Raw genomic sequence first — 14,607 nt, forward strand, 5'->3', positions numbered from 1 at the left:
TGCCTGATCACCTGCCACGCTGGCCGACCTGCCGTGAATCACCCGGGTTGACGGCAAGCTTGCGGGGGTCGAGGTCGACGGTGACGGGTAGGTGGTCGCTGGCGGCGCGGGTGGTGGGGTTGTCGACGACCGTGAGCGACCTGACCGCCCGGAGAACCGGCTGGGTGGCGTGGATGGTGTCGACGCGCCGGGCGATGCCCCGAACGCCGTACGGGCAGGTGGGCCAGTGCCCGGTGGTGGCCTTCCAGGGGCTGCGGGTGGCGGCGGCGACGTCGTGGAGACCGCCGGCTTCCCAGACCTGCGCGGGTCGACGGTCGGCGCGGTGCCGTTGGCTGGGGTGGGTCGGTTCGTGGCACTGGTGCACGAGGTCGGGCCACCAGGGTCGCCCGGTGTAGGGGTCGGGGTCGTAGTCGGCGCCGTTGGTGCGGGCAGCACCGATCGAGTTGAAGTCGGAACCGATCAGCGCCAGTTCGTGCGGGCGGGTGAGGGCGGCGAGGACCGCTTCGGCCTGGTCGATGCGCCGGTGCCGGCCGTAGGCGGGGGCGTGGTAGGAGGCGAACGTGATCGGCTGGCCGTCGATCTGGAAGGCGAGCCGGACCATGGAGCCGTAGCCGATGCCGCGCCACCCGCCGTCGTAGTGGACGGCGGGGCTGTAGGTCCGGAAGGTGTGCGGTAGCGGCGTGAGGCCGGGCCGCCAGAGCAGCGCCGTGTGCACGGTGTGGTCGCCGACCGCGACGGCGTGGATCGCGCGGGCGCTCCCGTTGGTGGCGACGGTGCTGGTCAGGCCGGTGCGGTCGGCGAGTTCCGCGGCGAGGCGGGCGGCGCTGGCGGGTGGGCTCTTGAGTTCCTGGACGGCGACGACGTCCGGTTCGAGGCTGCGGATGGTGTCGATGACCCGCTGCTGCCGGTTGGCCTCCCGGAGGTTGTCGGCGGTCAGGGTCAGGTCGAGCAGGTTGTAGGTGACGAAACGCATTCGGGTGACCTCGCGGATGTCAGTGGTCGGCATGCCGTGGAGTGCAGCCGATGAGTCGGGGCGACGAGCAGGACGTTGCCGAGGGCGGCGGTCACAGGGAGCGCCGGTGTGGCCGGGTGCGCGGGAACGGACTCCGGCCGCCGCTGGTGGGTGCGCCGCGCCACATCCGCCAGATGACGGGCCCTTGCGTGGGAAGCACGATGGTGGGGCCGGCGTGGTAACCGAGGCGGAGGTAGAGCCGCCGGTTGCGCATGTTGCTGGCTTCCAGGTACGCCGGCAGGCCGAGCTGGTCGAGACGACGGTGCTGGTCGGCGAGCAGCGCGGCACCGATGCCCTGGTTCTGCCGGGTCGGGTCGACGGCCAGGTAGGCGAGGTAGTGGTGCGGCTCGTCGGGGTGGAAGGCGTCGAACATCTCCTCCAGCAGCACGAACTTCGGGGCGTACGGGCCCGCGATGTGTTCCAACGTGGCCAGCCGGCTGCGGGTGTCGACCGGGGCGGGTTCGAGGCGGGGGTACCAGATCGCGACGGCCGTCTGGTCGCCTGTGGTGTAGACCTGCCCGTGCTCCAGTCCGTGATACACGGCGTCCTTGAAATACCTGTAGTAGACGGTCCGCCGGTCGGCCGGGTCGGGAATGAGCCAGTCGGCGAGCGGGCCTTCGTGGAACGCCTCGGCGAGGACACCGATCAGCGGCCCGGCATCGGCGGTGGTGGCGGGGCGGACGAGCAGATCGTGATTGCTGACGGTCACGGCAGCTCCCTGGTCAGGCGGGTTGGCGGACGGTGTCGGGGGCGCGCAGGGGGCCGGTGTCGCGGTCCGCGCCCAGGCCGACTGCGGCGTACACGTCGGGGTTTGTGGTGCGCAGGAGCAGCGCCCATGCGACGCCGAGCAGCGCGACGGCGGCGTACGCGGCGGGGAATGCCCAGCGCAGCGGCGAGTCCGGCGCGACGCCGAGCAGCGTGGCGAACTCCCGCAGCGTCACGGTGAGGATCCCGCCCAGCGCGACAGTGGCCAGGCCCGGCGCGATAAGTGACCGCCACGGTCCTTCGGTGTGCGTGCTGCGGGCGAAGAAGCCGATCACGGCGGCGGAGGTGACAGTCATCAGGATCAGTACCCCGAGTCCACCGGTGACAGTGACCCAGAAGAACAGGTGCACGATCGGATCGGCCCCGGCCACGGCGTAGCCGACGAGCACGGCGAAGGCGAGCCCACTCTGGACGAGGGAGCCGACCTTCGGGGCACCGGTACGCCGGCTGGTGCGACCGAACACGGCGGGCAGCACCCGTTCCCGGCCGAGCGCGAACAGGTACCGGGCCACGGTGTGGTGGAAGCTGAGCAGCGCGGCGAACAGCGACGTGATGAACAGGACCCGGGCGACGGTGACGATGCTGTCGGCCAGGTACGGCGACACCAGATTGAAGATCAGGTCGGTGCCGTCGGCGCGGGCCGCCGCCACGATGCGGTCCGGGCCGGTGGCCACCGACATCGCCCAGGCGGACAGCCCGTACAGCAGGCCGGTGACGGCGACCGCGATGTAGGTGGCGCGGGCGATGGTGCGCCGTGGGTCCTTGGTCTCCTCGCTGAACACGACGGTGCCCTCGAAACCGACGAACCCGGTGATCGCGGTGACCAGCGCCGCGCCGATGCCGGCGGCGAAGACGTGCGAGGGGGCGAGGGTGTCGAAGCTGACCGTCCCGTCGGCCGGGTGGGTGACCATGATGGCGTCGAAGGTCAGGGCGACGACGCATTCGGCGACCAGGACGACGGCGAGGACCCGACCGTTGAGGTCGATCCGGGCGACGCCGAGCACCGCGACGACCGCCCACACCGCGAGGGCGCAGCTCCACCAGGTCAAGCCGACGCCGTACCGGTCGTTGAGGAACTGGGCGGTGACCGCGCCGGCCCCACCGTAGAGCCCGATCTGCATGGCGTTGTAGGCGAGCAGCGCGACCATGGCAGCGCCGACACCGGCCGGGCGACCGAGCCCTCGGGTGACGTAGGTGTAGAAGGCGCCCGCGTTGACGATCCGGCGTGACATGGCCACGTAGCCGACCGCGAACAACGCGAGCACGGCCGCCACCAGCAGATAGGACACCGGGATGCCGGTGACTCCGGTGACGGCGTACCCGGTGGTCGCGCCGCCCGCGACGACGGTGAGTGGTGCGGCGGCGGCGATCACGAAGAACACCACCGACGGGATACCGAGCCGCCCGCGCGCGAGGACGGCGGAGACGGTGTCGGGTTTCGAGTGGGACATGGGTTCTCTCTCGGCGAGAAGGGATGAATGCAGGACGGTCAGGTGGTGCGGTGGCTCAGTACGGCGCTGCCGACGACGGCACCGAGGTCGGCGAGCAGGTCCCGCAGCGGTGGCGGGGCCTGTTCGACCTGCTGGCGCAGGAACGCACGCACGGCGACGGGTGTGCCGTCGAGCAGGATCGGATCGAGCTGGGTGTGCACCGCCAGACCGGCGAGGGCCACGTCGAAGGCGTTGAGGCGTTGGTGGTTGCGCAGCTGAAAGGAGAGCCGGGCCCACGACCAGGCGGCCGTGTTCATGTCCGCCGGCACGTAGACGGTGCGTTGTCGCCACAGTCGACCGACCTGCTGCTGGCGGAGCAGCCCGAGCTGCCACATCCGGGTGGCCACCTGCTCATGGGCGGCGGTGGCGAAATACGCCAACCAGGTACGGGTCTCGGTGTGACGCGGCTCCGCGACCAGGCGATCGAGGACGAGGTGTTGCAGCCAGTCCTTCGGCGGGACAGTGTTGATCACCCGCAGGCGGCGGCCCTCGAAGGTGACCCGACCCTCGCCGTACAACTCGGCCAGCAGCGCGGCAGCGAGACCGTACGCTGTCGCCGACTCGAACAGCCGCGACCGGCCGGTCTGGTCGTCGTGCGCCAGGTAGAAGAACTCGTCGGCGAGCCGTACGGTGCTCGGCATCGCGGCGCTGCCGACGGCACGCACCGGCCGGGCCGGCGTCGGATGCTCGCGCAGGTGTGGGGCATGGTCGTCGCCGTGGGGTGTGCTGTTCACCGCGGCTGGCCTTCCTCGGTCGAATCGTCGATGGGAAACCCGAGCTGCCGAAGGAGCTTTCGGCCGCCGGGATGGCGGCCGAGTTCCTCGATCGCCCAGGTGTGCTGCCCGCACCCGTCGCCCTGACAGTGGAAGCAGATGCGCCCGTCGCGGTGCTGGAGCACGGTGTTGCGCGCGGACTGGAAGCGATCCACATCCCGGTCGCTCTCGTCTGTGCCGGTCACCTCGCCGGCCTTTGGTCATGCAGCGCGGTGACCTTGACCCGCACCTCCATGCAGGGCGGATGCCGGTCGACGTGCGGGTAGTCGCACTCCGGCCGGTGACCGAGCACCCACACCCACTCGTCCGCCCGATTCGGCAGGTCACGAACGCAGACGACGGTCACGGCCACGGCGGTGCCGGGGACCAGGTCGCGGCCGTACGACCAGTCACCCGGATCGAGCCGCAGCAGCGTCCCCGCCGCGACCTCAGGCACCGCCCGCCCCATGCTCCACCCCCTCCCGCCCACCGCGCTTGCCCTGGTCGTCGCCCCCACCGCTTCGGGGTTGATCGAGAGGTTCTGGTCTTCGATGGGCATCTCCGAAGCCCGAAACCTCTTGATCACCTGGGCGGGTGGGGGTCCCGGTGGGGTGGAGGCCGAACGGGGGGAACGGGTGGTCGGCGTTGGCCGGTACGAACCACTTGATGCGCACTGCCATCACCCTTCTGCGAGGGGTGCGCGGCCGGGCCTTCCCTGGCACCGACCGCGCACCCCGACTGGGGGTGCGATACCGCCCGAGCGGGGCACGATCGCGGGCTCCGCACCCGGCTCGTGGCACCTGTGGGCGACACGGCGGGACGGATTAGTCCTCAACGGACAGCAGTTGGCCGTCTACAAGCGAGGATTCGCTGTCGCCGGGAATGCCCGACAACCTGCTGAGAGTCATCGTCTGGCTGCAATAGGGCAGAATGCAATGCAGCACGTCGATTGAAATCATGAAAGGGGTTGCACATTAGCGCAGTCACAGGACGTTAGCCCTGGTCAGGGCAGCAATGCGTAGAACGTGATCAAGTGGCCCATCGTTTGTATGCTGCTGTTTGGCAAAGTGGTGATAGGAGGCTCCGTGTCCGACACGGACGGATCGGCCCTGTTGAGGCGGAGGATCGGCCGCAAGATGGCAGCCCTCCGCAAAGAGACAGGGATGAGTCAGGAGAGGGCCGCCATCCTTCTCCAGCGCAGCCCCGCGACCATCCACCGGATTGAGGCCGGCGACCCCCGCATCAAGTTCCGCGACATCGAGATCAAGGCGATGTGCGAGCTGTACGAGGCCAGCGCCGAAGACCGCGCCGAACTACTCGCCCTCGGCGGCGAAACCCGCACCAAGGGCGCGAGCGCCTGGTGGCACGACTACACCAACACCCGCCTACCGAGCTGGTTCGGTCTGTTCGTCAGGCTGGAAAGCAGTGCCGAGTGCATCCAGAAGTACGAGCCGGAGGCCGTGCCCGGACTCCTCCAGACCCGCGAATACGCCAGGGAGGTCACGGGCGTACCGCACGGCCTGATCGATGCCGAGGAGGTGGAGCGGCAAGTGGACTTCCGGATGGAGCGTCAACGCCTCCTCGCAAGTCCTCGACCGCCGCACCTTTCGGTCGTGCTGAGTGAAGCGGTCATCCGACGAGCCGTCGGTGGCCCGCAGGTCATGGCCGCCCAACTCCAGCACCTGCTCGATGTCACCCGTTCGCCCAGCGTGCGGCTGCGGATCCTTCCGTTCGAGGCCGGCGTGCACGGCGGGATGACGTCCGCGTTCACCATCCTGGAGTTCCCGCCCATGCCGGGCACCTCGGAGCCGCTCGAACCCCCGCTGGTCTACGTCGACAGCCTCACCGGTGCGCTCTACCTCGACAAGGCAACCGAGGTCGCGGCGTACAAACTCGCGTGGGACGACGTGACCTCACGAGCACTCGACGAGGAATCGTCGAGGACGTTGATAACCGCAACAATGGAGGCATTTACCCGTGGCTGACACGACGACTGTCCGGTGGCGCAAGAGCAGCCGCAGCGGCAACCAGGGCGACTGCGTCGAAGTCGCCGACGCGCTGCCCGGTGGCGGCGTGGGCGTCCGCGACAGCAAGGACCCCAACGGCCCCGTACTGACCTTCTCCCCCACCTCCTGGACCACCTTCACCACCAGCCTGCGTACCCCCACCCTGTAGACCCGCACCCCATCCCTGTGCTGGTGGTGGCCGCTGAGTCAGCGGCCACCACCAGCTCTTATCTCCGATTCGTTTCAGCACGGAGCCTCGTCGGTTCAGCATTGGCGGACACCGGCCTTATTGACCGATTTACGGAAGTACACCCGGATGAAGCCTGGCTGAGTAGTTTTGCCCGGGGTGGAGTTCAGCACTGGCGAGTTGGAGATTCTCCCGTTCGACTCGGAGACTTCCGACCTCGTCGTCTGCGGCTTGGCGCTGGATCATTGTCCCTCGCTGACGGAGCCACTGACCGAGCTGGCCCGGGTCACTCGGCCGGGTGGCCGCGTCATCGTGTCGGGCATCAACCCGCTCATGTCCATCCTCGGCGGTGCGGCACACGTCAAGCTGGACCAGGGCGAACGCGGGTTCGCGCGCAACCACGCCCATCTGCACAGTGACTTCCTGACCGCGTTCCACGCGGCCGGCCTCGAGGTGCAGCGGTTGCACGATCCGCGCTACGAGGCAGACCACGTGGCACTCAAGCGGACCGCGATGTCGTTGATACCTGAGGCAACCTTGGCTGCCTATGTCGGCTTGCCGGCGGTCGTGGTCTGGGATCTCCGCCGCCGGTGAATGGTCACGACCACAGCTCGAACGGTTCGTCAATTTCGTAACCGGCCAGGAACCTGGTCAACAATTGCGGGAGGCTCCGCGGATAGAACTGTTCGGAACTGGCCACCACGTCGGCGATCGGCCACCAGCGATAGTCGAAGTAGTCCTCGCGCTCGTAGTCGAAGCGCCCAGCTCCGTCGATAGCCTCGCCTTTGCGATCGAGGCGTACGGCGACGACGACCTCGTGCTGGAGGTGCCGGCGATCCCGATGCCGGAAGGACGCGGTCCGCCGCCAGGTTGGTGCCCCGACCTGCTCGGGCGAAATCGAGATGCCCGTTTCTTCGCGGAGTTCCCGGAGGGCGGTCTCCAGGTATGTCTCGCCCTCGTCGATTCCGCCACCGGGTAGCTCCCACCACTGGCCCAGTTCCGGCGCGGTGATCTCGTGAGTGTGAAAAAGCAAGATGCGGTCAGCTGCGTCGCGGAGCACGATGCGGACCACGTCTCGCTCAAAAATCGGCAGGTCCTGAGGGATCTCGGTCATAAAGAACCTCTCCACGACTTCCCACAAGTGCTACGCACCATCACGACACTTGAATCTACAGATGCGTGCGGCTACGGATCCTTCCGTTCGAGGCCGGCGTGCACGGCGGGATGACGTCCGCGTTCACCATCCTGGAGTTCCCGCCCATGCCGGGAACCTCGGAGCCGCTCGAACCCCCGCTGGTCTACGTCGACAGCCTCACCGGCGCGCTCTACCTCGACAAGGCAACCGAGGTCGCGGAAACTCGCGTGGGACGACGTGACCTCACGAGCACTCGACGAGGAATCGTCGAGGACGTTGATATCCGCAACAATGGAGGCATTCACCCGTGGCTGACACGACGACTGTCCGGTGGCGCAAGAGCAGCCGCAGCGGCAACCAGGGAGCCTGCGTCGAAGTCGCCGACGCGCTGCCCGGTGGCGGCGTGGGCGTCCGCGACAGCAAGGACCCCAACAGCCCCGTACTGACCTTCTCCCCCACCTCCTGGACCACCTTCACCACCAGCCTGCGCACCCCCACCCTCTAGACCCGCAACCCCATCCATGCGCTGGTGGTGGCCGCTGACCCAGCGGCCACCACCAGCTCTTCATCTCCGAATTGGTTTCCAGCACGGACCCTCGTCGGTTCAGCATTGGCGGACACCGGTCGTAGTGACCGATCTGTGGCATGAGCCGACATTCGATCGGTTACGACGACTTACTCACCGTGATCGGTGTGGTGCCGCCGCCCCGTTGGGACCCGTGGTGTCTGATGGCTGATGATGTTCTTGTGACGCACCGGCTGCTGCAGACTGTGCGCCGCTTGTTCGGACGGCGTGCGTGGGCTCGTGCTGGGCGTCCAACACCTGTGGTCGATTGAGCCTTGTAAGGAGCTTTGTGAGCACCCTCGGTAGTTTCATCTGGTCGATCGCCGACCAGCTTCGGGGCCCCTACCGCCCCAACCAGTACGGCAACGTGATCCTCCCGCTCACAATCCTGCGACGCCTCGACTACATCCTTGAGCCCGACCGGGAGCTGGTGCGCGCGCTGGCGGCGAAGTACGACAACCCCAACCGGCTCAAGATCGAAGTCAAGAAGGCGACCGGTCGGCCGTTCTACAACACCTCGAACTACTCCTTCGCCAACCTGCTGGCTGACGCCGACGGGCTGGCGGACAACCTGGCCGACTACATCGACCGGTTCTCGCCCGATGTCGACGTGTTCCAGTACTTCGACTTCAAGAAGGAAATCCTCGCCCTGGAGAAGGCGGAGCTACTGCGCGAGGTCATCACATCCTTCAAGGCCGTCAACCTGCATCCGGACGTCGTCTCCAACGCCGACATGGGCGATGCGTTCGAGTACATCATCCGCAAGTTCAACGAGGCCGCGAACGAGACCTCCGGTGACCACTACACCCCACGGGATGCGATCCGGCTGCTGGTCGACCTCCTCTTCGCCGAGAGGGACGCCGAGCTAACCGAGGCAGACATCGTCCGCTCGCTGTACGACCCCACGGCGGGCACCGGCGGCATGCTCGCCCTGGCCGAGGAACACCTCCTCGCACAGAACCCCGGCGCGAAACTGCGCCTGTACGGCCAGGAGTACAACCCGCAGTCGTACGCAATCTGCAAGTCCGACCTGCTGGCCAAGGGACACGACACAACCAACATCGCCTTCGGTAACACCCTCACCGACCCTGCGTTCAAGGACCGGAAGTTCGACTTCTGCATGTCCAACCCGCCCTACGGTGTCGACTGGAAGCAGTACGCCAAGGCGGTGACGAAAGAGCGCGACGAAGCCGGCCCTTACGGCCGATTCGCCCCCGGCCTTCCGGCGACCTCGGACGGGCAGATGCTCTTCCTGCTCCACCTGGTTCACAAGATGCGCGCCCCAGAGGACGGCGGCGGCCGGGCCGGGATCGTGATGAACGGCTCGCCGCTCTTCAACGGTGCTGCCGAGTCCGGTCCTTCCAACATCCGCAAGTGGCTGCTGGAGCACGACCTGGTCGATGCGATCGTCGCGCTGCCGACCAACATGTTCTTCAACACCGGCATCGCCACCTACATCTGGATCCTCGACAACACCAAGCACCCCGACCGCAAGGGCCTGGTCCAGCTCATCGACGGCACGTCGTTCTGGACCAAGATGCGCAAGAACCTCGGCGCTAAGAACCGTGAACTCAGTGAGGAGAACCGCGCCAAGGTCGTCCAGTTGTACGCCGACTTCACCGACGGCGACCCGGACTACTCCAAGGTGTTGCGCAACGACGAGTTTGGCTACTGGACCATCACCGTCGAGCGCCCTCTCCTCGACGAGTCCGGCAACCCCGTCGTCGACCGCAAGGGCAAGCCCAAGCCGGACACGAAGAAGCGCGACACCGAGAACGTCCCTTTCACCTACGGCGGCTCGACCGCCGGTGCGGCTGGCAAGATCGAGGTCATTCAGGCGTACTTCGACGTCGAGGTGAAGCCGCATGTGCCTGATGCCTGGATCGACTGGACAAAGGTCAAAACTGGCTACGAGATCCCCTTCACCCGGCATTTCTACAAGTACGTTCCGCCTCGACCGCTCGCCGAGATCGACGCTGACTTGGAGAAGCAGGTCGCGAAGATTCTTGATCTGCTGCGGGAGGTCGAGCAGTGACGGATGGGTCCTGGCCCAGGATGCGGCTGAAGAGCCTTGTCGAGCCAGTCCAAACGGGTGTGTGGGGCGCCGAACCCGCAGGTGATAACGACGACATCCTGTGCGTACGTGTCGCCGACTTCGATCGCCAGCGACTCGGACTGAAGTCGGTGGAAACCGTACGCTCGGTGTCGGAGGCGGATCGTGCAACGCGCCTGCTCCGAGCGGGAGACATTCTCCTCGAGAAGTCGGGTGGTACTGAGGCGAAACCGGTCGGCTTCACGGTCATGTTCGACGGCGGATACCCAGCCGTGTCCTCAAACTTCATCGGGCGTGTCCGCATGCGTGACGGTCAGCACCCGCGATTCTGGCTATACGCGCTGGCGGCGAGCTACCTGACTCGCCGGACCCAGAAGTGCGTCCGGCAAACCACGGGTATCCAGAACCTCGATCAAGGCGCGTTCTTTAACGAGGTCTTCGCCGTTCCGACGCTCGGCGAGCAGCGCGCCATCGCCGACTACCTCGACCGCGAAACCACCCGCATCGACACGCTCATCGAGGAGCAGCAGCACCTGATCGAGATGCTCCGCGAGCGACGGAACGCACTCCGTGTGCATGTGGCTCTACATGGAACAAGGCAGGTGGCGGAGGTTGAGAGCCCTTTGCCGTGGGCAAGCAAAATCCCGGCGAGTTGGCGAGTTGTTCCGCTTACCTCGGTCGCTCAACTCGAAAGCGGTCACACGCCGAGCAGATCACGAGAGGACTGGTGGACGGACTGCTACATCCCGTGGGTGAGCCTCCATGACGTTGGCGCGATGCGTGGCACCAAGTACCTCCACGACACGGAGCAGCGCATCAGCGACGCCGGCATCGCCAACAGTTCCGCGCGCCTGCTCCCTGCGCGGACTGTCGTCCTCTCTCGCGATGCAACTGTGGGGAGGACAGCGATCATGGCTGTTCCGATGGCGACGTCGCAGCACTTCGCCGCGTGGGTATGTGGACCGCTCCTTGATCCTGAGTACCTCTGGGTCTTGTTCGCGGATGCGATGCAACCGTTCTTCGATTCATTCCAGAACGGGTCGACGATTCGCACGATCGGCATGGGTGACCTCAAGGCTTTTCGCATCCCGCTCCCACCTCTCGACGAGCAGCGACGAATCGTCGAATACCTGGACGAGGAAACCCCGAAGATCGACACGCTGATCGTTGAGACGGAGCGTTTCATCGAGCTCGCCCGCGAGCGGCGGGCGGCGCTGATTACGGCGGCGGTGACGGGGCAGATCGACGTACGGGAGATGGCGTGATGGCCGATCACAACGAGGTCGTCTTCGAGTCCGAGATCTGCGCGTACCTGGAGTCCCACGGGTGGCTGTACTCGACGAACGACACCGGATACGACCGGGAGCGGGCGCTCTTCCCCGAGGATCTGTTCGCCTGGCTGGAGCAGACCCAGAAGCCGGCGTACACGAAGGCTTTGAAGGCGGCGGGGTCGCAGGCGAAGTTCCTTGATGTGCTGACCACGGCGCTCGACAAGCCTCTTGAGCATGGTGGCGGGACGCTGAACATCCTGCGTAACGGGGTGCAGTACATCGGTGGTGGCCGATTGAAGATGGCCCAGTTTCGCCCCGACACCAGTTTGAACGCGACCACCAATGAGCAGTATGCGGCGATGCGGGTGCGGGTGATGCGGCAGGTGCATTTCTCCACCGCCGACCGGCGCAGCATCGACTTGGTCTTCTTCGTCAACGGGCTCCCGGTGGCCACCGTCGAGCTGAAGACCGACTTCACCCAGTCCCTCGATGAGGCGATTAACCAGTACCGCAAGAACCGGCATCCGCTGACCAACGGGCGGCCGGAGCCGCTGCTGTCGTTCGGGCATCGGGCCCTGGTGCATTTCGCGGTCTCCAACGATCTGGCCGCGATGACCACCAAGTTGGAGAGCGAGAAGACACACTTCCTGCCGTTCAACATGGGTCACGACAGTGGCGCGGGCAATCCGCCGGCTGAGGGCGGGCGGTCGGCGACGGCGTACCTGTGGGAGCGGGTTTGGGAGAAGGACGCCTGGCTCACCATCATCGGTCGGCTGATGATCGTGGAGACCAAGGAGGAGTGGGATGTCGCGACCGGCACGTCGGTGCGGCGGACGAGCATGCTTTTCCCTCGGTTCCACCAGTGGGAGGCCGTGACGAAGATCGTGGCCGCGGTGCGCGAGGAGGGGGTGGGACATCGCTACCTGATCGAGCACTCGGCAGGGTCGGGGAAGACGAACACCATCGCCTGGACCGCGCACCGGCTGGCGCGGCTGCACGTGAACGACGAGAAGGTCTTCGACTCGGTGATCGTGGTCGTGGACCGCAACGTCCTCGACGGGCAGCTCCAAGAGGCGATCCGGCAGATCGACGGGTCGGGGAAGATTGTGGCCACGATCAGCCCGGTGGACGTTCGCAAGGCGGGGGCGAAGTCGAAATCCGGGCTGCTGGCGACCGCGTTGAAGAACGGGGAGCTGATCATCGCGGTCACGGTGCAGACCTTCCGGTTCGCGCTCGACGAAATCCGGGTCGACACGTCGCTGAAGGGGCGACGGTTCGCGGTGATCGCCGACGAGGCGCACTCGTCGCAGTCCGGCCAAATGTCCTCCAAGCTCAAGGCTGTGCTGACCGCGGAGGAGATCAAGGAGATCGAGGAGGGCGGGGAGGTCGACGTCGAGGCGATCCTGGCTGCGGAGATGACCGAGCGGGCCGAGTCGGAGAACATCTCCTGGTTCGCGTTCACCGCGACGCCGAAGAACAAGACCCTGGAGCTGTTCGGACGCGAGGGCCCGGACGGGAAGCGGGTCGAGTTCCACCTCTACTCGATGCGGCAGGCGATCGAGGAGGGCTACATCCTCGACGTGCTCAGGGGCTATCAGTCCTACGACACCGCGCTGAAGATCGACGGCCGGGCCGCGAGCGGCGATGGCAAGGTGGTGGAGGAGGTCACGGCGCGTAAGGGGCTGATGCGGTGGGTGAAGCTGCACCCGACCAACATCAGCCAGAAAGTGCAGATCATCGTCGAGCACTTCCATATCAACGTCGCCCACCTGCTGGAGGGCAAGGCGAAGGCGATGGTCGTGACCGACTCGCGCAAGGCGGCGGTGAAGTACAAGAAGGCGATCGACGCCTACATCGCCAAGCGGGCCGCCGAGGACGCCTCGTACAACTACCGCACCCTGGTCGCCTTCTCCAACTCGGTCAAGATGGACGAGGACGAGGAGTGGGCTTCGGACTGGGGGCCGCAGCCGAGCAAAGACGAGGAGTTCACCGAAGCCAAGCTCAACCCCGGCGCCGGTGCGGACCTCGCCGCCGCCTTCAAGGGCACGACATACAAGATCATGCTGGTCGCCAACAAGTACCAGACAGGGTTCGACCAGCCGTTGCTCTCGGCCCTGTACGTCGACAAGAAGCTCTCCGGGGTCACCGCCGTGCAGACGCTGTCCCGGCTCAACCGCACTCACCGCACTGCTGGCGGTGAGCAGAAGCGCAAGACGTTCGTCATCGACTTCGTGAACAAGCCCGAGGACATCCGAACTGCGTTCGAGCCCTACTTCACCAACGCCACGCTGGAGACTGAGACCGACCCGTACATCGTCGTCCACCTCTCCAACAAGCTCGCCCAAGCCGGGATCTACACGCCAGAGCAGGTACGCGAGGTCGCCGAACTGTGGGTCATCCGCAAAGGCAACAACGCGCTCTCGGCCGCGATCAGCCCGGCCAAGAACGACTTCGCCCGCCGCTACGCGGCAGCGATCGAGGCCGAAGACAAGGTCACCCTCAACACCCTGGACCTGTTCCGCAAGGACGTCTCCACCTACGTCCGGCTCTACGACTTCATGAGCCAGATCGTCGACTACGGCGACCCGTACCTGGAGATGCTGTCGATCTTCCTGCGACTCCTGGAGAAGGTCATCGCAGACTCCTCCTGGTCTGCGGAGGTCGACCTCTCCGACGTGGTCCTGGTCGGCGTCAAGCACACCAAGGCCGCCGCAGTCGACATCTCGCTGACCGGTGACGGCCAACTCAAGGGCATCGGTGCCGCAGGCACCGGTACCCGGAAGGAGCCGAAGTACGTGGCACTACAGGTCGTCATCGACAAGATGAACGACCTCTTCGGCGCCGAGTCGTTCTCCTCCTCTCAGATCCGGGAGTTCGTCCAAGGACTGGTAGAGCGCCTGCTCGCTTACCCGGACCTGGTCAACCAGGCCAAGGTCAACTCGAAGAAGCAGTTCATGGAATCGCAGGACTTCCAAGCAGCGGTCACCGAGGCAGTCATCGACAACCAGGAAGCCCACAACACCATGGCCGACTACTTCTTCAGCGACGGCCCCGGCATCAACGCCGTCATCGTGGCTCTCGCGGACGCCTTCCACGAAGCAGCGATCGATCAGCAGACGGACGTGTGGCAGCCCGGTCCCGAAATGGGATCGAGGACGGCGCCCTAGCCTGGGGAGGTTCCGGACTGGGAGATGTAGATTAGGTGGGCAACGCGGACTGGCTGTGCCCACAAGTCGCATCGCCGGATCGCTATAACTGCTCATGAGTAGCTGCGCCCGGCCACCGCGCCGGGTGAGGGTCGTAACGAGTCGTTGTATGCGCGTAAGCCGTCGGCAATGCGTGCTGCGCCCGGCCACTCTGCCTGGTGGGGA

14 protein-coding genes and 1 pseudogene are annotated in these 14,607 nt (G+C 66.1%); 8 read left to right on the forward strand and 7 right to left on the reverse strand.

Going from position 1 to position 14,607, the window contains the following annotated elements; all coding sequences use genetic code 11:
- Positions 1 to 7 precede the first annotated feature (7 nt).
- From VAB18032_RS20400 to VAB18032_RS20425, 6 genes are read right to left on the reverse strand one after another with little or no spacing between them, the layout of a single operon-like run.
- Positions 8 to 1,006, reverse strand: a complete 999-nt coding sequence (locus VAB18032_RS20400; RefSeq protein ID WP_043721395.1) for an endonuclease/exonuclease/phosphatase family protein — start codon at positions 1,004 to 1,006, stop codon at positions 8 to 10.
- Between the two features lie 58 nt (positions 1,007 to 1,064).
- Positions 1,065 to 1,721: a GNAT family N-acetyltransferase gene (locus tag VAB18032_RS20405; RefSeq protein ID WP_013734802.1), complete on the reverse strand. Its 657-nt coding sequence runs from the start codon at positions 1,719 to 1,721 to the stop codon at positions 1,065 to 1,067.
- Positions 1,722 to 1,734: 13 nt separating this feature from the next.
- Positions 1,735 to 3,228: an APC family permease gene (locus VAB18032_RS20410; RefSeq protein WP_013734803.1), complete on the reverse strand. Its 1,494-nt coding sequence runs from the start codon at positions 3,226 to 3,228 to the stop codon at positions 1,735 to 1,737.
- 38 nt (positions 3,229 to 3,266) lie between these two features.
- On the reverse strand, positions 3,267 to 4,001 hold the full coding sequence (locus tag VAB18032_RS20415; RefSeq protein WP_013734804.1) for a GOLPH3/VPS74 family protein: 735 nt from the start codon (positions 3,999 to 4,001) through the stop codon (positions 3,267 to 3,269).
- A complete protein-coding gene (locus VAB18032_RS31295) occupies positions 3,998 to 4,225 on the reverse strand; it encodes a hypothetical protein (protein WP_013734805.1) in 228 nt (75 codons plus the stop codon). The genes VAB18032_RS20415 and VAB18032_RS31295 overlap by 4 nt, the downstream gene beginning before the upstream one ends.
- Complete coding sequence (locus tag VAB18032_RS20425; protein WP_232510833.1) at positions 4,222 to 4,578, reverse strand: hypothetical protein; 357 nt, start codon at positions 4,576 to 4,578, stop codon at positions 4,222 to 4,224. Before VAB18032_RS20425 ends, VAB18032_RS31295 begins: the two co-directional genes overlap by 4 nt.
- A 526-nt stretch (positions 4,579 to 5,104) precedes the next feature.
- Between VAB18032_RS20425 and VAB18032_RS20430 the strand changes: the two genes are divergently transcribed.
- The 3 genes from VAB18032_RS20430 (at position 5,105) to VAB18032_RS20440 (ending at position 6,806) form a co-directional block, all read left to right on the forward strand.
- Positions 5,105 to 6,004, forward strand: coding sequence for a helix-turn-helix domain-containing protein (locus VAB18032_RS20430; RefSeq protein ID WP_232510834.1), 900 nt, complete (start codon positions 5,105 to 5,107; stop codon positions 6,002 to 6,004).
- Positions 5,997 to 6,194 (forward strand): DUF397 domain-containing protein, encoded by a 198-nt coding sequence (locus tag VAB18032_RS20435; protein WP_013734809.1) that lies wholly within the window; start codon positions 5,997 to 5,999, stop codon positions 6,192 to 6,194. The genes VAB18032_RS20430 and VAB18032_RS20435 overlap by 8 nt, the downstream gene beginning before the upstream one ends.
- 177 nt (positions 6,195 to 6,371) lie before the next feature.
- Positions 6,372 to 6,806 (forward strand): class I SAM-dependent methyltransferase, encoded by a 435-nt coding sequence (locus VAB18032_RS20440; RefSeq protein WP_013734810.1) that lies wholly within the window; start codon positions 6,372 to 6,374, stop codon positions 6,804 to 6,806.
- Between the two features lie 4 nt (positions 6,807 to 6,810).
- Here VAB18032_RS20440 and VAB18032_RS20445 read toward each other — a convergent pair whose 3' ends face one another.
- A complete protein-coding gene (locus VAB18032_RS20445; protein WP_013734811.1) occupies positions 6,811 to 7,326 on the reverse strand; it encodes an NUDIX hydrolase in 516 nt (171 codons plus the stop codon).
- Positions 7,327 to 7,436: 110 nt separating this feature from the next.
- Between VAB18032_RS20445 and VAB18032_RS32960 the strand changes: the two are divergent.
- From VAB18032_RS32960 to VAB18032_RS20465, 5 genes and pseudogenes are all read left to right on the forward strand, one after another.
- Positions 7,437 to 7,517 (forward strand): annotated as a pseudogene (locus VAB18032_RS32960) (hypothetical protein); the annotation flags it as partial.
- A gap of 137 nt (positions 7,518 to 7,654) precedes the next feature.
- Positions 7,655 to 7,852, forward strand: coding sequence for a DUF397 domain-containing protein (locus tag VAB18032_RS20450; protein WP_013734812.1), 198 nt, complete (start codon positions 7,655 to 7,657; stop codon positions 7,850 to 7,852).
- 349 nt (positions 7,853 to 8,201) lie between these two features.
- Positions 8,202 to 9,947: a type I restriction-modification system subunit M gene (locus tag VAB18032_RS20455; protein WP_013734813.1), complete on the forward strand. Its 1,746-nt coding sequence runs from the start codon at positions 8,202 to 8,204 to the stop codon at positions 9,945 to 9,947.
- A gap of 20 nt (positions 9,948 to 9,967) precedes the next feature.
- Positions 9,968 to 11,230 carry a restriction endonuclease subunit S gene (locus VAB18032_RS30210; protein ID WP_148272325.1) on the forward strand — a complete coding sequence of 421 codons (1,263 nt, stop codon included), beginning with the start codon at positions 9,968 to 9,970 and terminating at the stop codon, positions 11,228 to 11,230.
- A complete protein-coding gene (locus VAB18032_RS20465) occupies positions 11,230 to 14,403 on the forward strand; it encodes a type I restriction endonuclease subunit R (protein ID WP_013734815.1) in 3,174 nt (1,057 codons plus the stop codon). Before VAB18032_RS30210 ends, VAB18032_RS20465 begins: the two co-directional genes overlap by 1 nt.
- The last annotated feature ends 204 nt before the right edge of the window (positions 14,404 to 14,607 follow it).

This window comes from Micromonospora maris AB-18-032, from assembly GCF_000204155.1.
Taxonomy (GTDB): domain Bacteria; phylum Actinomycetota; class Actinomycetes; order Mycobacteriales; family Micromonosporaceae; genus Micromonospora; species Micromonospora gifhornensis.

Bases quoted from the DNA above. Each gene is read 5' to 3' on its own strand.
- VAB18032_RS20400 (WP_043721395.1), bottom strand. From the start codon at position 1,006: ATGCCGACCACTGACATCCGCGAGGTCACCCGAATGCGTTTCGTCACC.
- VAB18032_RS20410 (WP_013734803.1), bottom strand. From the start codon at position 3,228: ATGTCCCACTCGAAACCCGACACCGTCTCCGCCGTCCTCGCGCGCGGG.
- VAB18032_RS20425 (WP_232510833.1), bottom strand. From the start codon at position 4,578: ATGCCCATCGAAGACCAGAACCTCTCGATCAACCCCGAAGCGGTGGGG.
- VAB18032_RS20445 (WP_013734811.1), bottom strand. From the start codon at position 7,326: ATGACCGAGATCCCTCAGGACCTGCCGATTTTTGAGCGAGACGTGGTC.
- VAB18032_RS30210 (WP_148272325.1), top strand. From the start codon at position 9,968: ATGCGGCTGAAGAGCCTTGTCGAGCCAGTCCAAACGGGTGTGTGGGGC.
- VAB18032_RS20465 (WP_013734815.1), top strand. From the start codon at position 11,230: ATGGCCGATCACAACGAGGTCGTCTTCGAGTCCGAGATCTGCGCGTAC.